The following is a 20,111-nucleotide window of genomic DNA, read 5'->3' as shown; positions in this document are numbered from 1 at the left end:
GACCCTCCGGGACATTCCATGAATGTGGGTTGGACCGAGCTTGCCGGGTCTTGGTTGCGATGACCAGTCCGGAAAAAAATCCCAGGCACAAAAAAGCCGCTCGTAAGCGGCTTTTTTGCGGAAGATGAATGCCTGTTACAGACCGGACATCTCTTTGATGGCGCCTTTGAGTTCATCATCGGTGCAATCGGCGCAGGTGCCTTTAGGCGGCATGGCGTTGACGCCCGTGATGGCCTTGGCCAGGATGCCATCGAGACCGCCCTGGTGGTCGGCGCGTTCTTTCCAGGCTGCCTTGTCACCGATTTTCGGCGCGCCCAGCAGACCAGTACCGTGGCAAGCGTTGCAATGTTTGGCAATGACGTCTTTTGGCGCCTTGGCACCGCCGGCACCGCCCGCCGCTGTAGCCACTTCCATCCCCTTGCATTCCTTGCCCTGGACGCAAACCTGGCCGACGGGTTCAAGGCGCTTGGCGATGTCATCGTTGGGCGCCGCTTGAGCGCTCGCAGCCCATAGGGCCAATACGGTTGCTGGTGCAGCCAGCATTTTCATAATTAGGTTCACGCGTACACCCTCAATGGTGGCTAGTCACGCCTGCGGCCACGGTTTGCAGGCGGGCGCAAGTATAGCGGTAAGCCTGTCACTCCGAAACAACCCCAAAGTCGCAAGGGTCTTGTTTGTCATGACAGGCCAACCTTCGGGCGCCTTTGCCCCTGCGGGCTCGGCGCCTCTTGGTCTAGAAATTGGCCGGTGTGGCTGCGCTGATCAGTCGCGCCGGCACGTCGAACGGGTTACGGAAGCGGTGGGGCTTGGTGCTTTCGAAATAGTAGCTGTCACCGGCTTCGAGCACGAAGGTTTCGGCGCCCACCACCAATTCCAACCGCCCTTCCACCAGGATCCCGGTTTCTTCGCCTTCGTGGGTGAGCATCTCGTCGCCCGTGTCGGCGCCAGGCGGATAGATTTCGTTCAAAAACGCAATCGCCCGGCTCGGATGCGCCCGGCCCACCAGTTTCATGGTCACGGCGCCATCGGAGATGTCGATCAGTTCGTTGGCTTTGTAGACGATCTGAGTCGGTTTCTCCTGGAGGATTTCTTCGGAGAAAAACTCGACCATGGACATGGGAATCCCGCCAAGGACCTTGCGCAGCGAGCTGATCGAGGGGCTCACGCTGTTTTTCTCGATCATCGAAATGGTGCTGTTGGTGACGCCCGCGCGCTTGGCGAGTTCACGCTGGGAAAGGCCTTTGAGTTTACGAATGGATTGCAGTCGTTCACCGACGTCCAATGCTGGAGCCTCCAGGGAATCAGGTTGTGTGTAAAGTGAGCGTTATCATGGCGACAGCGTTCAGTATTTACAACACTTTGGCCCGAATCCTGTGCGGTGAAGCGACTTTCGGTAGATCGCGCTCAGCCTCACCCCTTGGAATAGAGCCTTGGCACCCGCCGCAGGTTGCAGAATATCTGGTAGGGAATCGTGCCGGCAGCCATCGCCACGTCGCTGGCGAGGACATTTTTGCCCCATAGCTCGACCGTGGAGCCGAGCCCGGCCTGGGGGATATGGGTCAAGTCCACGCACAGCATGTCCATCGATACCCGCCCGACCAGTTGGCTACGCTGCCCGTCCACCAGCACCGGCGTGCCGTTGGGCGCCTGGCGCGGGTAGCCGTCGGCGTAGCCCATGGCGACCACGCCCACGCGTGTCGGTTGCGCCGTGACAAAGCGTGCGCCATAACCCACGGGCTCGCCGACGGGAAGCTCGCGCACGCTGATGATTCTAGACTCCAGCGTCATGACCGGCTGCAGGCGCGAAGCAACGGCATTGGCCTCCTCCAAAGGCGTTGCGCCGTACAGCATGATGCCGGGCCGCACCCAGTCGCTGGGGATCTGCGGCCAACCCAGCACCGCCGGAGAATTGCGCAGGCTGACCTCTGCCATCAGGCCCTGGCGGGCCTGCTCGAATACCGCTAATTGTTGCAGGCTGCTGGGGTCATGCAGTTCATCGGCACGGGCGAAGTGACTCATTAATACGATCTTCGCCACGTTTCCACTGGCCAGGAGGCGACGATACGCCGGCTGGAACTCGTCCTGATGCAATCCGACCCGATGCATACCCGAATCGAGCTTGAGCCAGACCGTGATCGGCTTGCCCAGCGTCGCGCGCTCGATCGCTTCGAGTTGCCACAACGCATGCACCACGCACCAGAAATCATGTTCGACGATCAAGGCAAGCTCATCGGCCTCGAAAAATCCTTCCAGCAGCAGGATCGGTCCACCAATACCGCCCGCTCGCAGCTCCAGGGCCTCTTCGATACAGGCCACGGCAAACCCGTCGGCCGTTTCCTGCAAGGCTTCGGCGCAGCGCACCGCCCCGTGCCCATAGGCGTCGGCCTTGATCACCGCAAGGGCTTTGGCCCCCGTGACTTCGCGGGCCAATTGATAGTTATGACGCAAGGCTTGGAGGTCGATCAGGGCACGGGCAGGACGCATGGCGGCACGCTTCTAGGCAGTCATGGATAAAAAAACCGGCGCAGGCTGACAGCATCAACCACCAACAGCGCCGGGAGAGGGAGAGTTTTGACAGCTGTCAGGGCAGCGCGGCCGAAACACTCAAGCAGTCATTGGTGAGCTGGCGCTGGATTGCCATGTTTTGCGGACTCCTGGGGTTTGCTGCCATAACGGGAAATGTCGAGGCCTTCGGCGCTGATCTGTGGCTTTTTCTTCGCCATCAGGTCCGCCAGCAGGCGACCGGAACCACAGGCCATGGTCCAACCGAGGGTGCCGTGGCCAGTGTTCAGGAACAGATTCTTGAACGGGGTAGCGCCCACAATAGGCGTGCCGTCCGGTGTAGTTGGGCGCAGGCCTGTCCAGAAACTGGCCTGGGCCAGGTCGCCGCCCCGAGGATAAAGGTCGTTGACGATCATCTCCAGGGTTTCGCGCCGACGCGGGTTCAGCGAAAGGTCAAATCCAGCGATTTCGGCCATGCCGCCGACGCGAATACGGTTGTCGAACCGGGTGATCGCGACCTTGTAGGTCTCATCGAGAATGGTCGAGGTCGGCGCCATCGCCGGGTCGGTAATCGGCACGGTCAGGGAATAGCCCTTGAGCGGATACACCGGCGCGCGGATACCGAGGGGCTTGAGCAACTGTGGCGAGTAGCTGCCCAAGGCCAGGACGTAGCGGTCGGCTGTTTCCAGCTTGCCGTCGATCCAGACGCCGTTGATGCGGTCACCGGCGAAATCCAGGCGCTCGATATTCTGGTCGAACCGAAATTGCACGCCGAGCTGGACAGCCATTTCCGCCAGGCGGGTGGTGAACATCTGGCAGTCGCCGGTCTGGTCATTGGGCAGGCGCAGCGCACCAGCGAGGATGTCGGTGACGTTGGCCAACGCCGGCTCGACCCGGGCGATGCCTGCGCGGTCGAGCACTTCGAACGGCACGCCAGACTCCTTCAACACGGCGATGTCCTTGGCCGCGCCATCGAGCTGGGCCTGGGTGCGGAACAGTTGAGTAGTGCCCAGGCTGCGGCCCTCGTAGGCAATGCCGGTCTCGGCGCGCAACTCGTCCAGGCAGTCACGGCTGTACTCGGACAGGCGGACCATGCGCTCCTTGTTGATTGCGTAGCGGCTGGCAGTGCAATTGCGCAGCATCTGCGCCATCCAGAGGTATTGATCGATGTCGGCAGTGGCCTTGATCGCCAACGGCGCGTGACGCTGCAACAGCCACTTGATGGCCTTGAGCGGCACACCTGGCGCGGCCCACGGCGAGGCGTAACCCGGCGACACCTGGCCGGCGTTGGCGAAACTGGTTTCCATGGCCGGCGCCGGCTGACGGTCGACCACCACCACTTCAAACCCGGCACGGGCCAGATAGTAAGCACTGACGGTACCGATGACGCCGCTACCCAAGACCAGAACGCGCATGTTGAATCCTCATCGCGGATGACCGCTGACGTTTGTTGTACAAAGCTTAGATGGGCGCAGTGTAAAAAAGATCAGCCAGTGCTTTTCACTATATAAATCCCTATATTTGGCGAGAATTCTCGGCAAAAACCCTTTTCATGGAGGCGCATCACCTGTGCGTACCAATACCCAGACCAAGCGCGAGCTGGACAAGATCGACCGCAACATTCTGCGCATCCTCCAGGCGGACGGGCGGATTTCCTTCACCGAACTGGGCGAAAAGGTCGGTCTCTCCACCACGCCATGTACCGAGCGGGTCCGGCGCCTGGAGCGCGAAGGCATCATCATGGGCTACAACGCCCGGCTCAATCCGCAGCACCTGAAGGGCAGCCTGCTGGTGTTTGTCGAGATCAGCCTCGACTACAAGTCCGGCGATACCTTCGAAGAATTCCGACGCGCAGTGCTGAAATTGCCACACGTCCTGGAATGCCACCTGGTGTCGGGCGACTTCGATTATCTGGTGAAGGCGCGGATTTCCGAGATGGCCTCGTACCGCAAGCTGCTGGGCGACATCCTGCTCAAGCTGCCCCACGTGCGTGAGTCCAAGAGCTATATCGTGATGGAAGAAGTGAAGGAGAGCCTGAACCTGCCGATCCCGGATTGAGAGGCCTAGACCAACACCTGCCGGGTACTCGCCATGTACTCATGAATCTGCTTCTCGACACGCGGGTGGATCAGCTCCACCGGCCGTCGACCATTGGGACATGGCAAGGTCGCCGTGGTGCCGAACAGACGGCAGATCAACGGCCGCTCGTCGTAGACCGTGCAACCGTTCGGCCCCAGGTGCACGCAATCGAGCGCTTCCATGGCGGCGTCCTGTTCGGCGCGGGTCTTGCGCGGTAGCCGGGACATTTCCTCGGGCGAGGTGGTCACCGGGCCGCAGCAGTCGTGACAGCCCGGCACGCACTCAAACGTAGGGATCTGCTGACGCAGCGTGCGGATTTTTTGGCTGTTGCAGCTCATCGAGGCGAGTACCGGGTCGGGACAGCCTTGGATTCTGCCTCAAAAGGCGCAGGCCAGACAGCGTCAGCCGACCAGAGTTGCCGATGGAGGAAAGCACGGCTTATGCTCCGTAAAATTTCTCAAACACATCAATCAGGATTACGCACATGAACGCCCGTGTTCAGCAACCTGTCCCGAGCCACGCGCACGCCGCCTCTTATTACGCCGCCAGCAGCCTGCCGCAGCCGGACCATCCGGTGTTGCAAGGCGAGCTGATCGCGGACGTCTGTGTGGTGGGCGGCGGGTTCTCCGGGTTGAACACGGCCATCGAACTGGCCGAGCGCGGGATGAGCGTGGTGTTGCTCGAAGCACATAAAATTGGCTGGGGTGCCAGCGGACGCAACGGCGGCCAGTTGATTCGCGGCGTTGGGCACGGCCTCGACCAGTTTGCTTCGGTCGTCGGTAACGACGGCGTCCGTCAGATGAAACTGATGGGGCTTGAGGCGGTGGAAATCGTCCGACAACGAGTCGAGCGCTTTCAGATTTCTTGCGACCTGACCTGGGGTTATTGTGACCTTGCGAACAAACCCGGCGACCTCGAGGGCTTCGCCGAAGACGCCGAAGAATTGCGCAGCCTGGGCTACCGCTACGAGACCCGACTGCTGCGCGCTGACGAAATGCACAGCGTGGTGGGCTCGGATCGTTACGTTGGCGGCTTGGTCGACATGGGTTCGGGTCACCTGCATCCGCTCAACCTGGCGCTGGGAGAAGCCATGGCGGCCCAGCAATTGGGAGTTCGACTGTTCGAACGATCAGCCGTCACCCGCATCGACTATGGCCATCAAGTAAAAGTACATACCGAGCACGGCTCGGTCCGCGCCAATACCCTGGTGCTGGGCTGCAACGCCTACCTCAATGGCTTGAACCAGGAGTTGAGCGGCAAAGTGCTGCCGGCCGGCAGCTACATCATCGCGACCGAGCCGTTGAGCGAAACTCAGGCACATGCGCTATTACCGCAGAACATGGCCGTTTGTGATCAGCGGGTGGCGCTGGATTATTACCGGCTTTCGGCGGATCGCCGCTTGTTGTTCGGCGGGGCTTGTCATTATTCCGGGCGCGATCCGCAGGACATCGGCGCCTATATGCGTCCGAAAATGCTCAAGGTTTTCCCTCAGTTAGCGGACGCGAAAATCGATTATCAATGGGGCGGGATGATCGGCATCGGCGCCAACCGCTTGCCACAGATCGGCCGCCTCAAGGGTCAGCCGAACGTGTATTACGCTCAGGCCTACTCGGGCCATGGCGTAAACGCCACGCACCTGGCGGGCAAACTGCTGGCCGAAGCAATCAGTGGGCAACAGGGAGGTGGCTTCGATCTTTTTGCAAAGGTGCCGCACATAACATTCCCAGGGGGCAAACATTTGCGCTCACCGCTGCTGGCATTGGGGATGTTGTGGCATAGATTGAAAGAACTGGTGTGACAGGGGCCGAGGGAGCTTGCTCCCTCGCCACAGGTTTCTTATCGATTCAAATCCGCCAGAACGGCTTCAAGCCTTCCGCCCGCGCCTGCTCCCGACTCAGTCCAATATCACGCAACTGTTCGGTCGACATGTCCAACAGGGCTTTGCGTGTATGCAAACGATGCCAGAACAGTCCCCAGCGACTCAGGCCGGCTGGCGCATTGCGCAAAGCCCCGCTGCGCAGCTCCTTTTCCTGCCCAGCCGCCAGTTCCTGACTGTGTAACGTCAGCCGTACATCGCTCAAGCCGTTCATTTTTGATCGCTCCTGTTTACTTGGGTAGCCAGAGCTTTCATGATGCGCGGACGGCCAAAAGCAATACAGATTCAGGCGATGTCTTTTATAAGCATACAGAATCGGCGTTTTCGGCACTGAATCGAAGTTTTGCGCCGCAACTGTATTGGTTGTCGCTTTCCCACTTCACTGAGAACGCACCATGACGCTGTACGTGAACCTCGCCGAGCTGCTCGGCACCCGTATCGAACAAGGCTTCTACCGCCCCGGTGACCGGCTGCCGTCGGTGCGCGCCTTGAGCACCGAACACGGGGTCAGCCTGAGCACGGTCCAGCAGGCCTATCGCGTGCTGGAGGACAGCGGGCTGGCAATGCCGAAACCCAAGTCTGGCTATTTCGTGCCGGTCAGCCGGGAACTGCCGGACCTGCCGGCGGTGGGCCGTCCAGCCCAGCGCCCGGTGGACATTTCACAATGGGACCAAGTGCTGGAACTGATACGCGCCGTACCGCGCAAAGACGTGGTGCAGCTGGGTCGCGGGATGCCGGATATCCATTCGCCAACCATGAAGCCATTACTTCGCAGCCTGGCGCAGATCAGCCGACGGCAAGACATGCCCGGCCTGTATTACGACAACATCTATGGCAACCTGGAACTGCGGGAACAGATCGCCCGGCTGTCCTTGGACTCCGGCTGCCAACTGGGCGCCAACGATCTGATTGTCACTACCGGCTGCCACGAAGCGCTGTCAGTGAGCGTCCGCGCCACCTGCGAGCCAGGTGACATCGTCGCGGTGGATTCACCCAGCTTCCATGGCGCCATGCAGACGCTGAAGGGCCTGGGCATGAAAGCCCTGGAAATCCCCACCGACCCACTCACTGGCATCAGCCTGGAAGCTTTGGAACTGGCGTTGGAGCAATGGCCGATCAAGGCCATACAGTTGACCCCTAGCTGCAATAACCCGTTGGGTTACATCATGCCCGAGGCCAACAAACGCGCCCTCCTGACCTTGGCACAGCGCTTTGATGTGGCGATTATCGAAGACGATGTGTATGGCGAACTGGCCTACACCTACCCGCGTCCGCGCACCATAAAGTCTTTCGACGAAGATGGGCGCGTCCTGCTCTGCAGTTCTTTTTCCAAGACCTTGGCGCCGGGCCTGCGAGTGGGTTGGGTTGCTCCCGGCCGCTATCTGGAACGGGTGCTGCACATGAAGTACATCAGCACGGGATCTACCGCGCCGCAGCCCCAGATCGCTATTGCCGAGTTTCTCAAGGCTGGTCATTTCGAGCCGCATTTACGCCGCATGCGCGGGCAATACCAGCGCAATCGCGACGTAATGATGGACTGGGTCAGCCGATATTTCCCCCAGGGCACCCGCGCCAGCCGCCCTCGTGGCAGCTTCATGCTCTGGGTCGAGTTGCCGGAAGGCTTCGATACGCTGAAGCTCAACCGCATGCTTCATGACCAAGGGGTCCAGATCGCGGTCGGCAGTATTTTCTCGGCATCTGGCAAATACCGTAATTGCCTGCGCATGAACTACGCTGCCAAGCCAACGGCGCAAATCGAAGATGCTGTACGCAAGGTGGGTGCCGCCGCGAGCAAGCTGTTGAGCGATGTCGCCAACGTCCAATGAAGCTCATCGCTCACTGAATGATCGGCGGTGCAGGTACGCTCAGCCAACCTGGCAAGCCACCTCAAGACGATCAATAGGCGCTGAGGATGCCGGCATCTGGCGAGTATCGATTTCCAAGCGGCAGATTTGCTCATCGGCAAGCGCTATAGAGAGTTTTGCCACGACAGGGGCATCCTCCAGATATACCAGGCCCGTATCGACCACCGTCGTCAAGTACTGACCCGCGTGGTCGTAAACCCCAAGGCCCTTGGCCATGGGCACCCCCTCTTCGTTGCGCACGTATAGCAACAAGCGACGAACCCTGGCGGCCTGGAAGTCGAGCCGCGGCACAGCGCCGCGCGCTGCCCGCACTTCTTGGTAACCATTTGGCACCTCAATGTTGCGAGGGAGGCTAACCGTGTCGATTTCAACACGGCTCGCCTGGTAAGGCGGCAGTTCAGCCGCCACCGCACGCCCGGCTCCATCGGTCCAGACGGGCCCCTGGGGCGTTCCAATCTTGACTCCGGCGTAGTCGCCGACTTTGAGCAGGCCAAACGTGTCGCGCAGCGGATACGGCGAAGGCGTCACGCCCTCGTCGTGCAAAGCCAACCCCCCGCGTAGCGTCAGGTCATAATGGCGCGCGCCGGCGCTGCTCCGGGAATACCCCAGTTCTGCGCTGGTATAACGGGGCACGGCGTTAAGCCTGGCGTTGAAGTCGTTCCGGTCGTCGGCGAAGCGATCGGCACCGATGCTATAGCCAAGGCTGTCACTGACCTGCTCCGAATAACGTGCGCCACTGCGCACTCCTCTCGAATCATCGTAACGTACAGAAGTGCTTATTCTTCGGTTGCGTCCCAGGGGCACACCCACGTTGACGAACGCACCTGATCTACCCGCTTGCTCAAACCTGTCGTGTTCAAGGCTCAGCGAAAACGTCGCCCAGTCGAAACCCCGCGACCATGCCGCGCTGACCCTCGAATGAGCTTTTCCACCCCCGCCCTGATAGCGAGCCAATGATCCGCTCAGCGCACCCCATGCCGGATCCGCTCTCCTCAGCGATAGGCTCCAGTGATTGGCCGCGCGGGCAAACGGGTCACCTCCAACGGCATCACGCCCGGCCTCAGACAAGTATCGAAACCCAGGGCTGCGCTGGCCCGCTGTCAAACCGACCGATAGCCCGTCGCCCAGCGTCGTGTTGAGTGTGGCCTGGATCTCTTGGCCGCCGATGCCTCGTGTCGTGCGTGAACCGAGCTGCTGCAGGGTCAGCACGGTCGCTGGGGTCAGCGCTTGAGAAACGCCCCATCCAATGGATTGGTAACCGTCGGCCCCCATCCACCCTGCGCTCGTCTGCGTCCGAGGGCCCCATCGCCAGTCCCGGCTGGCGGCAAAAAATGACGGGGTGTCATGGTCACGCCCGATCTGCCGGATCCTGCCTGCCGCCAATCCATAACTGGGCAGGGTGCCTAGTCTCGCGGGACGCACTTGCGCGGCAGGCACATGAAAGTCGCGACGCTCACCGCTTTCTTCGAACACGCTGACTTCCAGATCCAACCTATCACTGATCAGCGGCAGGTCGCGCAAGGTGAACGGCCCGGGGGGGACCAGAGTGGTATAGATCACGATGGCACTCTGACGGACCTCGACTCGGGCCGTCGAATAGGCCAACCCTTGGACCTCGGATCCCGCGCCCAGCCCACCCGCATCCGCGGAAAGCGCCGTTTCCGGGAAGATTTGCACCCCGGTGAACGGGCCCGTGGAAAACAACGAGGAACGCATGTTCAACTGGCCCAACTGCACCTGCGCGCCAAATCGCTCCCAGGTCTTGGATGCTTGGGTGTACAGCGTCTCGAAACGCGTCACGCCCTGGAACGACGTGTAATTCTGGCGGCTGCGTACGACCCAATCTCCGGCATTGAAACCCAGCTCAGTGCCCAAGCTGCGATAGTGGCTGGACTGCCCCGCAGCGGAACCGTCGATGACCAGAGCATCGTAATTCCACACACCCGCCACCCCTCCGGAGTCCCAGCCGCCGGGACGCTGCCCTGGCGTCGCCAGCAAGTCGGCGGGCACCACCACTGAAACCAGGTTCTGTCCCGGATCAAGCTGCACCTGGAAGCCGGCCAACGCTTGTACGGCAGACAGGCAAAGCGCCTCATCAACGCCTGGATTCACGTTCGACGGCGCGGCGACTCCCACGTGCTCAAACAAGTTCGCATCGGCGCACAACTGCCCTTCGTCATCGAACGTCACGAAGATCTGCCCGGAAGGTACGCCATTGACATTCAGGGCGACGCGGTTGCGTCCTGCGGCAAACCGCGCGGCGCTGCGAAAGTACTCGGCGACATTCGGATCGATCCCCCGGGCTTCGAGCACCGAACGGTCAAATTCATCGGACGCCTGTGCCGAGGCTTCGGTCCAGGCAATCGACATCAGGACCAGGCTGCCGACAGGCCGCCAGAAGACACCCAGGCCCACTACTGCAAGCTCAAGCGTGCGTCGTGGCTACCAGCGGCAAACCCGTAGGTGGTGGCTGGGAACAACCGGACATGTGTGCCCAGGCTCGATGGCGTGGCGAACGCCAGCGTTTCCCCCGGCAGGATATAGGTACGGCCGATATCCAGTGTTGCACCACCGGGAATCAGACTCACCGACCGTGCCAGCCTCACAACATAGGGGCTGGGATTGCTCACGCTTATCTCACCGGTCCTGGCGCTCCAGACCAGCCATTTCCAAGGCATTCGCTCCGTTGCCAGGCCAGCCGGACGAATAATCACCGGGATGTTCTGGCGCACGCCCATGGAGATTTGTGCGCCGCTCGCCGCCGGACGCGCTTTGATGCCCTCGAACACGACGCGCTTGAGCCGCTCCGTCTGCAAGACAGCGGCACTGTGAAGGATAAAACGCACTTGCTGGCTCTGGCCGGGTTCCAGTCGAGCCACGGGAGGGTTGACCAGGAGCAACGGTTCCTTGTCCTGCGGAAGGTCAAGGACAGCGCTATAGAGCAATGCCGGTTGATCGTCCGTATTCCTGACATTCAGGGTCGCCTCCCCTATGCCCTGGTCGACAATCACAACCGGCGTTTCCGGGACCATTCCGGCCGCCTGGGCGCCAAGGCCTATGAATGGCAGGCACAGCGCTGCCATCGCACTCGTCCACAGCGAGCAATTTCGAACAAACATGGAAATCTCCAGAGGCACCGACCGAGACATGCCAGGCACGTCTCGTCGGCATCAAACCTACCCGCAGGAGCACGGCTCCTCAGGCGAATCGATAGCCCTTCAGACGCGCATCACGCGTCGCATGCGCCAGGAGTCAGAGGTAAAACACATCGAACGTAACCGAACCGTCGAGATCGAAGTCATCGGTGGTAGCCGGTAATTCGGACGTGGCGCGAATGACCGCGGCGACTTTCATCGGGAAGGTGTGAAGACGAGCCGGTGCGGGACCGGCTGCCGGGCTACCCCCCCAGGAGTAAGTCGTTGGCGCATTGGTCACCAAACCATTGGTCGGCACGCTCCAGCCCGGATTGGCCGCCGTTCGTAGCAGCAGTGACTGCCAAGCGCCGTCGGCCCGAGGCTGGCCACCCAACAAACCGAAACCACCGATGCCGACCCCCTGGGTGCTACCCAGGCCGTAATACAGATCATCGCCTCGGCTTCCGTTGAAGGACAGGCCCGGCACTTTGGAAGCACCGCGGTTGTCAGTCACGGCAATTTCCACGGCCGCCGGAGCGGAGCAGGTGATTTGCAGGCTGACGTCCCGCTGAGGAAGATCGTTCTGCCGATCGGGGGCCAGGGTGGACGAAAAAATCCGGCCTAGGTTGACATCGCTACCACCGGCAAATGCCGGAACGCAGGAGGTCGGAATGACCCGGCCAGTTACATTCAAATCAACACTGGCCGCCTGGGCGATCATGGGCGTGGAAGCAGCAGCCAGCATGCTGGCCAGGAATATTTTTTTCATGATTACTTACCTGTGGAATGGGAGGGAGTGGAGTCATGCGATGGCTATCAGGGAAGGAAACCAGCCACCGGCAGCAATGCCTGCGTATCGTTGCCTACCAGATGGGATTTTTCTGTAGGAAAAGGCTCCTCGACGCGCCATGTTTTTCAGCAAAACGCGTGGCTCTCTTGGCCTTGGAGGCGGTGTCCCACACCCAAGGGGCATCGCATCTCGCAGGCATGACGGATCAAAAAGCCGTGCCATACTCCTTCGCAACGACCCGGGATGATTCGACTTGAAACCCCACGTTCCCCTGACATTCGCTCTGTTGCTCGCCACGACTCTCTGCGGCTGCGCGAGCCTGGATATCACTCGCGAGCCCAGCCAGGCGCTAGCGGCGGAGCATTCGACCTTCGGTCGCTCAGTCCAGGCCCAAGCCGCTCTTCACGAGGGCCGCTCGGGCTTTCGTCTACTGTCGGACAGCTCCGAGGCCTTCACCGCCCGGGCCGAATTGATCCGCAACGCTCAAAGCAGCCTGGACTTGCAGTACTACATCGTCCATGACGGGATCAGCACGCGAATGCTGGTGGACGAGTTGCTCAAGGCCGCCGACCGGGGCGTACGCGTGCGCATCTTGCTGGATGACACCACCAGCGACGGGCAAGAGGAGACCATCGCGACGCTCGCTGCCCACCCCAACGTCCAGATCCGCCTGTTCAACCCTTTGCATCTTGGCCGCGCCACCGGCGTGACCCGCGGCCTCGGGCGGCTGTTCAACCTGTCGTTGCAGCATCGAAGGATGCACAACAAGCTTTGGCTGGCGGACAACAGCATGGCGATCGTCGGAGGCCGAAACCTGGGGGATGAGTATTTCGATGCCGAACCCAACCTGAACTTCACCGACATCGACCTGCTCGGCGTCGGGCCGGTGGCCGAGCAGCTGGGACATAGCTTCGACCAGTATTGGAACAGCGCCCTGAGCAAGCCCATCGAGCAGTTCATGTCCCATCGGCCCACTGCCCAGGACTTGGCCGACAGCCGCTTGCGCCTGCAAGCGTCCCTTGATCAGACGCACAAGGAAAACCAGGCGCTGTATCAACAGCTGACCACCTACAAGACCCAGCCACGCCTGGACACCTGGCGCAGTCAATTGATCTGGGCCTGGAACCAGGCATTGTGGGACGCGCCTAGCAAAGTACTGTCAAGGGATGAGCCTGACCCCCAATTGCTGCTGACAACGCAACTGGGGCCGGAGCTGACCGGAGTGAGCAAGGAATTGATCATGATCTCGGCCTACTTCGTCCCCGGCCAGCCGGGCCTGGTGTACCTGACCAGTCGCGCCGATGCCGGCGTATCGGTGAGTCTGCTGACCAACTCCCTGGAAGCCACTGATGTGCCCGCTGTTCACGGCGGCTACGCGCCGTATCGCAAGGCCCTGTTGCAGCACGGCGTGCGCCTGTTCGAACTGCGACGACAGCCGGGCGACAATGGCAGCAGCCCACATCTGTTCTATAGCAAATCCTACGGCGAGTCGGACTCCAGCCTACACAGCAAGGCGATCATCTTCGACGGGCAGAAGTCCTTCATCGGCTCGTTCAACTTCGACCCGCGTTCGGTCCTGTGGAACACCGAGGTCGGTGTCCTGGTGGACAGCCCGGAGCTTGCCGACCAGGTGCGCGAGCTGGCGTTACAGGGGATGGCGCCGACCCTGAGTTATCAAGCGCGGCTTGAAGAGGGAAGAATGGTATGGACCACCGAAGACAACGGCAAGCTACACGACTTGGACCGCGAGCCAGGCAGTTGGTGGCGCCGGTTCAATGCCTGGTTCGCCACGACGATCGGGCTTGAGAGCATGCTCTGAGGGTTGACTGCTTTTCTGGCAGTCCGCCTTTGTGGCGAGGGAGCAAGCTCCCTCGTCGCCGGCCTCTTCTAACTTCAGGCGGGCTGTGTCGCTCCGAACGCGCCTTGTCGCAACAACAGAATCACCAACCCGAACGCCCCCGCAGCCATGAACAGGGGCAGCGCGTGCCCGCTGATCCATTGGCTGCCCGCCCCCGCCAACAAAGGTCCAACCAGGCATCCAATGCCCCAAAGCTGGGCAATATGAGCGTTGGCCCGGACCAGCGCATCGTCGCGATAACGCTCGCCGATCAAAATCAGCGACAAGGTGAACAGCCCTCCCGCGCTGGCACCAAACAGCACCCACAGCGGCCAGATGAAGAGCGTGTCGATCAGCAGCGGCACTGCCAGGCTGGACAACATCAAGACCACCGCGCAGCCAGTGAACAGCGAGCGACGCGAAAGACGATCGGCCAGGGCACCGATGGGCAATTGCAGCAAGGCATCGCCGACCACCACTGTGCTGACCATCGCCAGTGCGACATCGGCGCTGAAGCCCTGGCGCAAGCAATAGACGGGCAGTAACGTCAGGATCATGGCTTCAAAGGCGGCGAACAACGACACGGCCCAACCAATCGCCGGCAAGCCCCGGCAAAAGCCCCAGAGATCCTTGAAGGTGACACTGCTGGCTTCACTGCTGGGCGCCCCGCTACGGCCAAGCAACAATAAGGGCGAGACCAGCAGCAGGCCGACGCCCACCCAGAAGCCATAGTCGTGGTCGGTCCCAAGGGCGCCGAGCAGCAACGGACCGGACAGTTGGCTCAACGCATAGCTGCTGCCGTACAGCGCGACCAACCGGCCGCGCCATTGTTCGACGACCAATTGGTTGATCCAGCTCTCGCCAAGGATGAATACCAGCGTCAGGACCACGCCGATCAACAGCCGCAGCAGCAACCACACCGGATAACTGGGCAACAGCGCCAGCAACCCGATGGACAGCGCCCCGCCCCAAAGGCACAGGCGCATCAATGCCGCCGTGCCGAAGCGCGCCGCCAGTCGGCTCGATACCTTGGCCCCGACCAGCACCCCAACGGCCGGCATGGCGGCCATAACGCCGATGGCGAACGAACCGTAACCCCAGCCCTCCAGGCGCAGCGACACCAGCGGCATGCTCACGCCCAGGGCCAGGCCGACACTCAGGACAGACGCCAACACGGCGAAATAAGTCGCCCAACGCATTTACCTGCTCCTGTAGCAATCACTCAAAACCAATGCGGGAGCGAGCTTGCTCGCGATGGCGGCGCGACATTCAACGATGTCGTCGACTGTCATACCGCTGATCGCGAGCAAGCTCGCTCCCACAGGGGACTAGCGCTACTTGAGGGCCCGAACCGGATCCGGAGCCGTCATTTCATCAGAGCTTGATCCAGGTCGCCTTCAGCTCGGTGTATTTGTCGAACGCATGCAACGACTTGTCCCGGCCGTTACCGGACTGCTTGAAGCCACCGAACGGCGCGGTCATGTCACCGCCGTCGTACTGGTTGACCCAGACGCTGCCGGCGCGCAGCGCCTTGGCGGTCAGGTGGGCCTTGGAGATGTCCTTGGTCCAGACCGCGGCAGCCAAGCCGTATGGCGTGTCGTTGGCGATCTGGATGGCCTCTTCGGCGCTGTCGAAGGCGATGACGGACAATACCGGGCCGAAGATTTCTTCCTGGGCGATCTTCATTGCGTTGCTCACGCCATCGAAGATCGTCGGTTCAACGTAAGTGCCGCCGGTCTCTTCGAGGATCCGCTTGCCGCCCGCCACCAGCGTGGCGCCGTCGCTGTGACCGGCCTCGATGTAGGACAACACGGTATTCATCTGCTGGGTATCGACCAGGGCACCGACATTGGTGGCCGGGTCCAGCGGGTTGCCAGGCTTCCAGCCCTTGAGGGCCTCGATCACCAGCGGCAGGAAGGTGTCCTTGATGGAACGCTCCACCAGCAGGCGCGAGCCGGCGGTGCAGACTTCGCCCTGGTTGAAGGCAATGGCACTGGCGGCGGATTCGGCGGCGGCTTGCAGGTCCGGGGCATCGGCAAACACGATGTTCGGGCTCTTGCCGCCGGCTTCCAGCCAGACGCGCTTCATGTTGGACTCTCCGGAATAGACCATCAGTTGCTTGGCGATCCGGGTCGAGCCGGTGAATACCAGCGTATCGACATCCATGTGCAAGGCCAGCGCCTTGCCAACGGTATGGCCGTAGCCCGGCAGAACGTTCAGCACACCTTTGGGAATACCCGCCTCAATTGCCAGGGCGGCGATACGGATCGCGGTCAGCGGGGATTTTTCCGATGGTTTCAGCACCACGGAGTTACCGGTGGACAACGCAGGGCCGAGCTTCCAGCAAGCCATCATCAGCGGGAAGTTCCACGGCACGATGGCGCCGACCACGCCGACGGGTTCGCGGGTCACCAGGCCTAACTGATCGTGGGGCGTCGCGGCCACTTCGTCGTAGATCTTGTCGATGGCTTCACCGCTCCAGCTCAGCGCCTGGGCGGCCCCGGGCACGTCGATATTCAGCGAATCGCTGATCGGCTTGCCCATGTCCAGGGTTTCCAGCAGGGCCAGCTCCTCGGCGTTCTGCTTGAGCAGCCCGGCGAAGCGAATCATGGCGGCTTTGCGCTTGCTCGGCGCCAGGCGCGACCAGACGCCGGAATCGAACGTGGCGCGAGCATTTTCGACGGCGCGCTGGGCATCGGCCACGTCACAGCTGGCGACCTTGCCCAGCAGGCGGCCATCGACCGGGCTGAGGCAATCGAAGGTTTCGCCGGACACCGCATCGGTGTATTCGCCGTTGATGAAAGCGCGGCCTTCGATCTTCAGGTCGCGGGCACGCTGTTCCCAGTCGGCACGAGTCAGGGTGGTCATGCGAGTGTCCTCCTCTTATTGGGTAGGAACGCCGCGGCACCCGCAGCGCTCAAGAATTCTGCCCGGCCAGCCCGTTTTCGGCGCTGTTATCGGCACGGAACATCCGCCACCCTAAACCAGCCGCCGCTAATGTTTCAATATATTTGACATAACGCTGGCAAACGGCCTTGCGATGTTCGTTTTAATAAACATAGACTCGAGGCCTTCCACGCTATCTCCGGGGATCACTTGCATGCATATTCAGGACATCGTCGATTTCAGCCAGGCCAACACTACCCCCGAACGCTATCGCCCGGACCCCACCAAAATACTCAAGGGTGATCCTGAACAGGCGGTGTTCAATCATTACAACAGCCCATGCGGCCAGATGAATGCCGGGGTCTGGGAAGGTGCGGTCGGCCAGTGGACGGTCAACTATACGGAACACGAATACTGCGAAATCGTTCAGGGCGTATCGGTGCTGCGGGATGCCGAAGGCAATGCCAAGACACTTCGGGCGGGCGATCGCTTCGTGATTCCGGCCGGGTTCAAGGGCACCTGGGAAGTGCTGGAGCCTTGCCGCAAGATTTATGTGGTGTTCGAGCAGAAGGCCTGAGGGTTTTGTGCTGTCTGGGCTTGCTCGCGAGGGCGCCCTGACAGACAAGACACCGTTAACAAAAAAGGCCCGTATCTCGCGATACGGGCCTTTTTCGTAAAGAAGGAAAAATCAATTACTTGATTTTGCCTTCCTTGTAGATCACGTGCTTGCGAACAACCGGATCATATTTCTTGATCTCGATTTTGTCCGGGGTAGTACGCTTGTTCTTGTCGGTAGTGTAGAAGTGACCAGTACCGGCGCTCGAGATCAAACGAATCAATTCACGCATGATTAGCTCCCTTAAACCTTGCCATCGCGACGAAGTTCGGCCAGCACGACACTGATGCCACGCTTGTCGATGATGCGCATGCCCTTGGCAGATACGCGCAGACGTACAAAACGTTTCTCTTCTTCAACCCAGAAGCGGTGATGCTGCAGGTTCGGCAGGAAACGACGACGGGTTTTGTTGTTTGCGTGGGAAATGTTATTCCCAGTCACCGGACCCTTACCGGTAACTTGACAGACTCTCGACATGCCTCAGCCCTCTAAAACCACATGCCCAACCCGGCATGGGTTGGCCGCTTAATCTCTCAGTCATTTGGCGCCAGGCGCCGCGTTTCTTTAAGGGTCTTACCGGCTACACCTACAGTGAAGGAACCGGGCCCCTAGAAAAGAGCGCTGCTTTATACCAGAAAGACCCCAGCACAACAACAGCCGGTGTGATTTGTCTTCGTTGGAAATCATCAATCGGCAGCCCCGGGCGGCTGGGGCAAGGGCCGGCGATGGCCTTACCGCTCGTCGCGGCGCGCAGGTTTTTTTCAATCGATGCCGGGTTCCAACCCAGGGCACCTCCTGCGAAGCGCAGGAAAGAGTGCCGGAAAATGCAAAATGGGGATAGTCATTTGCAGGCGAGCCCACTAGGGTAGACCTTTTCCAGACTGCACTCGCAGATGGGCCTCCGACCTGCACAGGAAATCAAATCATGCGCCTCGCTGCCCTACCACTGATGCTCGCCCCTCTGCTGATCAGCCCTCTGGTCCAGGCCGCCGCCCTGAGCGTATGTACCGAGGCCAGCCCGGAAGGGTTCGATGTCGTTCAATACAACTCGTTGACCACCACCAATGCTTCGGCCGACGTGCTGATGAACCGCCTGGTGGACTTCGATACGGCCAGCGGGAAAGTGGTCCCGAGCCTGGCCGACAGCTGGGAAGTGTCGCCCGATGGACTGACCTATGTGTTCAAGCTGCGTCCTCGGGTCAAGTTCCACCACACCGACTATTTCACACCGCACCGCGACTTGACCGCCGAAGACGTCAAGTTCAGCTTCGACCGCATGCTGGATCCCGCCAACCCTTGGCATAAAGTGGCGCAGAGTGGCTTCCCACACGCTCAATCCATGCAATTGCCGTCGCTGATCACAAAAATCGACGCCCTGGACCCGCTAACGGTGCGATTCACACTGGACCATGCCGACTCGACCTTCCTGGCGACGCTGAGCATGGGCTTTGCGTCAATCTATTCAGCCGAATACGCAGACCAGTTGCTGAAGGCCGGCAAGCCGGAACAACTCAACAGCCAGCCCATTGGCACCGGCCCGTTCATTTTCAGCCGTTTCCAGAAAGACGCCTCGATCCGCTACAAGGCCAACAGCGAATACTTTGGCGGCAAGCCTCAGGTCGACCCCCTGATTTTCGCCATCACCCCGGACGCCAACGTTCGCCTGCAGAAACTGCGGCGCAATGAATGCCAGATCGCGTTGTCGCCCAAGCCGTTGGACGTACAGGCCGCCAAGCAAGAGCCTACGTTGAAAGTGGAACAGACTGACGCCTTCATGACCGCCTTCCTGGCGATTAATAGCCAGCATCCCCCCTTGGACAAACCTGAAGTCCGTCAGGCTATCAATCTCGCGTTTGACAAGCCCAGCTACCTCAAGACCGTTTTCGAAGGCACCGCCGAAGCGGCCAACGGTCCTTACCCCCCAAACACCTGGAGCTACGCCAAAAACCTGCCCGGCTATGCCCATGATCCGGCCAAAGCTCGGGACCTGCTGGCCAAGGCCGGGTTGAAAGAGGGCTTCAAGACCACCATATGGACTCGCCCTTCCGGCAGCCTGCTCAACCCCAACCCGAGCCTTGGCGCCCAACTGCTGCAATCGGACCTGGCGGAAATCGGCATCCAGGCGGAAATCCGCGTGATCGAATGGGGCGAGCTGATCCGCCGCGCCAAGGCTGGCGAGCATGACCTGCTGTTCATGGGCTGGGCCGGTGATAACGGCGATCCGGACAATTTCCTCACGCCGCAATTTTCCTGCGCGGCGGTCAAGTCCGGCACCAACTTCGCCCGTTATTGCAACCCGGACCTGGACAAGCTGATCAGTGCTGGCAAGACCACTGGCGAGCAAGGTGTCCGCACCAAGCTCTACGAACAGGCACAGGCTCAGATCCAGCAGCAGGCCCTTTGGCTGCCGTTGGCGCACCCGACCGCCTTCGCATTGACCCGCAAGGATGTGCAGGGGTATGCGGTGAGCCCGTTTGGGCGCCAGGATTACTCCAAGGTCAGCTTCAAGTAACCCCAGCCCCACAG

General features: G+C 60.8%; 19 protein-coding genes. 6 read left to right on the top strand and 13 right to left on the bottom strand.

The genetic code is table 11. The annotated features are described in order from the left end of the window. Positions 1–135: 135 nt before the first annotated feature. The 4 genes from J3P92_RS01200 to dadA all read right to left on the bottom strand — a co-directional run bounded on the left by J3P92_RS01200 (position 136) and on the right by dadA (position 3,917). Positions 136–549 (bottom strand): c-type cytochrome, encoded by a 414-nt coding sequence (locus J3P92_RS01200; protein ID WP_434611694.1) that lies wholly within the window; start codon positions 547–549, stop codon positions 136–138. A gap of 184 nt (positions 550–733) precedes the next feature. Then, on the bottom strand, positions 734–1,282 hold the full coding sequence (locus J3P92_RS01195; RefSeq protein WP_030138196.1) for a cupin domain-containing protein: 549 nt from the start codon (positions 1,280–1,282) through the stop codon (positions 734–736). 128 nt (positions 1,283–1,410) lie between these two features. Beyond that, complete coding sequence (gene alr / locus J3P92_RS01190) at positions 1,411–2,484, bottom strand: alanine racemase (RefSeq protein WP_434649681.1); 1,074 nt, start codon at positions 2,482–2,484, stop codon at positions 1,411–1,413. A 128-nt stretch (positions 2,485–2,612) separates the two neighbouring features. Then, entirely contained in the window at positions 2,613–3,917 is a 1,305-nt protein-coding gene (dadA, locus tag J3P92_RS01185) for a D-amino acid dehydrogenase (RefSeq protein WP_420767172.1), read from the bottom strand. A gap of 154 nt (positions 3,918–4,071) precedes the next feature. Between dadA and J3P92_RS01180 the strand changes: the two genes are divergently transcribed. Next, positions 4,072–4,560 (top strand): Lrp/AsnC ligand binding domain-containing protein, encoded by a 489-nt coding sequence (locus J3P92_RS01180; RefSeq protein ID WP_003206849.1) that lies wholly within the window; start codon positions 4,072–4,074, stop codon positions 4,558–4,560. A gap of 5 nt (positions 4,561–4,565) precedes the next feature. On the opposite strand, the gene J3P92_RS01175 is transcribed toward J3P92_RS01180, so the two are convergent. Next, positions 4,566–4,919, bottom strand: coding sequence for a YkgJ family cysteine cluster protein (locus tag J3P92_RS01175; protein ID WP_420767171.1), 354 nt, complete (start codon positions 4,917–4,919; stop codon positions 4,566–4,568). Positions 4,920–5,065: 146 nt separating this feature from the next. Here J3P92_RS01175 and J3P92_RS01170 point away from each other — a divergent pair, with 146 nt between their 5' ends. Continuing rightward, positions 5,066–6,379, top strand: a complete 1,314-nt coding sequence (locus J3P92_RS01170; protein WP_434649679.1) for an NAD(P)/FAD-dependent oxidoreductase — start codon at positions 5,066–5,068, stop codon at positions 6,377–6,379. Between the two features lie 46 nt (positions 6,380–6,425). Here J3P92_RS01170 and J3P92_RS01165 read toward each other — a convergent pair whose 3' ends face one another. Beyond that, positions 6,426–6,671: a DUF1127 domain-containing protein gene (locus J3P92_RS01165; protein WP_420767169.1), complete on the bottom strand. Its 246-nt coding sequence runs from the start codon at positions 6,669–6,671 to the stop codon at positions 6,426–6,428. A gap of 181 nt (positions 6,672–6,852) precedes the next feature. Between J3P92_RS01165 and J3P92_RS01160 the strand changes: the two genes are divergently transcribed. Beyond that, entirely contained in the window at positions 6,853–8,283 is a 1,431-nt protein-coding gene (locus tag J3P92_RS01160) for a PLP-dependent aminotransferase family protein (protein WP_420767168.1), read from the top strand. A gap of 39 nt (positions 8,284–8,322) precedes the next feature. On the opposite strand, the gene J3P92_RS01155 is transcribed toward J3P92_RS01160, so the two are convergent. The 3 genes from J3P92_RS01155 to J3P92_RS01145 all read right to left on the bottom strand — a co-directional run bounded on the left by J3P92_RS01155 (position 8,323) and on the right by J3P92_RS01145 (position 12,225). Beyond that, the gene (locus tag J3P92_RS01155) at positions 8,323–10,737 is read right to left on the bottom strand and encodes a fimbria/pilus outer membrane usher protein (RefSeq protein ID WP_434649677.1); all 2,415 of its coding nucleotides are present in this window, start codon (positions 10,735–10,737) and stop codon (positions 8,323–8,325) included. Next, a complete protein-coding gene (locus J3P92_RS01150; protein ID WP_434649676.1) occupies positions 10,737–11,441 on the bottom strand; it encodes a fimbria/pilus chaperone family protein in 705 nt (234 codons plus the stop codon). Before J3P92_RS01150 ends, J3P92_RS01155 begins: the two co-directional genes overlap by 1 nt. 133 nt (positions 11,442–11,574) lie before the next feature. Beyond that, a complete protein-coding gene (locus J3P92_RS01145; RefSeq protein WP_434649674.1) occupies positions 11,575–12,225 on the bottom strand; it encodes a DUF1120 domain-containing protein in 651 nt (216 codons plus the stop codon). Positions 12,226–12,499: 274 nt separating this feature from the next. On the opposite strand from J3P92_RS01145, the gene J3P92_RS01140 reads away from it, so the two are divergent. Continuing rightward, the gene (locus tag J3P92_RS01140; protein ID WP_434649672.1) at positions 12,500–14,065 is read left to right on the top strand and encodes a phospholipase D family protein; all 1,566 of its coding nucleotides are present in this window, start codon (positions 12,500–12,502) and stop codon (positions 14,063–14,065) included. Between the two features lie 74 nt (positions 14,066–14,139). Here the strand turns inward: J3P92_RS01140 and J3P92_RS01135 are convergent, their stop codons facing one another. Together J3P92_RS01135 and J3P92_RS01130 are read right to left on the bottom strand one after the other, a co-directional pair. Continuing rightward, positions 14,140–15,282 carry an MFS transporter gene (locus tag J3P92_RS01135; protein WP_420767163.1) on the bottom strand — a complete coding sequence of 381 codons (1,143 nt, stop codon included), beginning with the start codon at positions 15,280–15,282 and terminating at the stop codon, positions 14,140–14,142. A 175-nt stretch (positions 15,283–15,457) separates the two neighbouring features. Then, positions 15,458–16,951 (bottom strand): aldehyde dehydrogenase, encoded by a 1,494-nt coding sequence (locus J3P92_RS01130; protein WP_420767162.1) that lies wholly within the window; start codon positions 16,949–16,951, stop codon positions 15,458–15,460. A 232-nt stretch (positions 16,952–17,183) separates the two neighbouring features. Between J3P92_RS01130 and J3P92_RS01125 the strand changes: the two genes are divergently transcribed. Then, positions 17,184–17,546, top strand: coding sequence for a cupin domain-containing protein (locus J3P92_RS01125; RefSeq protein WP_420767161.1), 363 nt, complete (start codon positions 17,184–17,186; stop codon positions 17,544–17,546). A gap of 115 nt (positions 17,547–17,661) precedes the next feature. Here the strand turns inward: J3P92_RS01125 and rpmG are convergent, their stop codons facing one another. Both rpmG and rpmB read right to left on the bottom strand, forming a co-directional pair. After that, on the bottom strand, positions 17,662–17,817 hold the full coding sequence (rpmG, locus tag J3P92_RS01120; RefSeq protein WP_003177274.1) for a 50S ribosomal protein L33: 156 nt from the start codon (positions 17,815–17,817) through the stop codon (positions 17,662–17,664). Positions 17,818–17,828: 11 nt separating this feature from the next. Beyond that, the gene (gene rpmB, locus J3P92_RS01115) at positions 17,829–18,062 is read right to left on the bottom strand and encodes a 50S ribosomal protein L28 (protein ID WP_003177273.1); all 234 of its coding nucleotides are present in this window, start codon (positions 18,060–18,062) and stop codon (positions 17,829–17,831) included. Between the two features lie 448 nt (positions 18,063–18,510). On the opposite strand from rpmB, the gene J3P92_RS01110 reads away from it, so the two are divergent. Continuing rightward, a complete protein-coding gene (locus J3P92_RS01110) occupies positions 18,511–20,097 on the top strand; it encodes an ABC transporter substrate-binding protein (protein WP_434649670.1) in 1,587 nt (528 codons plus the stop codon). Positions 20,098–20,111 lie beyond the last annotated feature (14 nt).

Source organism: Pseudomonas sp. D3-27 (genome assembly GCF_051132165.1).
GTDB lineage: Bacteria > Pseudomonadota > Gammaproteobacteria > Pseudomonadales > Pseudomonadaceae > Aquipseudomonas.
The sequence above is the reverse complement of the archived record's forward strand: the minus strand, read 5'-3'. Positions and strand labels throughout refer to the sequence as shown.

Excerpts from the sequence above, each read along its gene's own strand:
- J3P92_RS01200 (WP_434611694.1), bottom strand. The coding sequence starts at position 549 with ATGAAAATGCTGGCTGCACCAGCAACCGTATTGGCCCTATGGGCTGCG.
- alr (WP_434649681.1), bottom strand. The coding sequence starts at position 2,484 with ATGCGTCCTGCCCGTGCCCTGATCGACCTCCAAGCCTTGCGTCATAAC.
- dadA (WP_420767172.1), bottom strand. The coding sequence starts at position 3,917 with ATGCGCGTTCTGGTCTTGGGTAGCGGCGTCATCGGTACCGTCAGTGCT.
- J3P92_RS01175 (WP_420767171.1), bottom strand. The coding sequence starts at position 4,919 with ATGAGCTGCAACAGCCAAAAAATCCGCACGCTGCGTCAGCAGATCCCT.
- J3P92_RS01170 (WP_434649679.1), top strand. The coding sequence starts at position 5,066 with ATGAACGCCCGTGTTCAGCAACCTGTCCCGAGCCACGCGCACGCCGCC.
- J3P92_RS01165 (WP_420767169.1), bottom strand. The coding sequence starts at position 6,671 with ATGAACGGCTTGAGCGATGTACGGCTGACGTTACACAGTCAGGAACTG.
- J3P92_RS01160 (WP_420767168.1), top strand. The coding sequence starts at position 6,853 with ATGACGCTGTACGTGAACCTCGCCGAGCTGCTCGGCACCCGTATCGAA.
- J3P92_RS01150 (WP_434649676.1), bottom strand. The coding sequence starts at position 11,441 with ATGTTTGTTCGAAATTGCTCGCTGTGGACGAGTGCGATGGCAGCGCTG.
- J3P92_RS01145 (WP_434649674.1), bottom strand. The coding sequence starts at position 12,225 with ATGAAAAAAATATTCCTGGCCAGCATGCTGGCTGCTGCTTCCACGCCC.
- J3P92_RS01135 (WP_420767163.1), bottom strand. The coding sequence starts at position 15,282 with ATGCGTTGGGCGACTTATTTCGCCGTGTTGGCGTCTGTCCTGAGTGTC.
- J3P92_RS01130 (WP_420767162.1), bottom strand. The coding sequence starts at position 16,951 with ATGACCACCCTGACTCGTGCCGACTGGGAACAGCGTGCCCGCGACCTG.
- J3P92_RS01125 (WP_420767161.1), top strand. The coding sequence starts at position 17,184 with ATGCATATTCAGGACATCGTCGATTTCAGCCAGGCCAACACTACCCCC.
- rpmG (WP_003177274.1), bottom strand. The coding sequence starts at position 17,817 with ATGCGTGAATTGATTCGTTTGATCTCGAGCGCCGGTACTGGTCACTTC.
- rpmB (WP_003177273.1), bottom strand. The coding sequence starts at position 18,062 with ATGTCGAGAGTCTGTCAAGTTACCGGTAAGGGTCCGGTGACTGGGAAT.
- J3P92_RS01110 (WP_434649670.1), top strand. The coding sequence starts at position 18,511 with ATGCGCCTCGCTGCCCTACCACTGATGCTCGCCCCTCTGCTGATCAGC.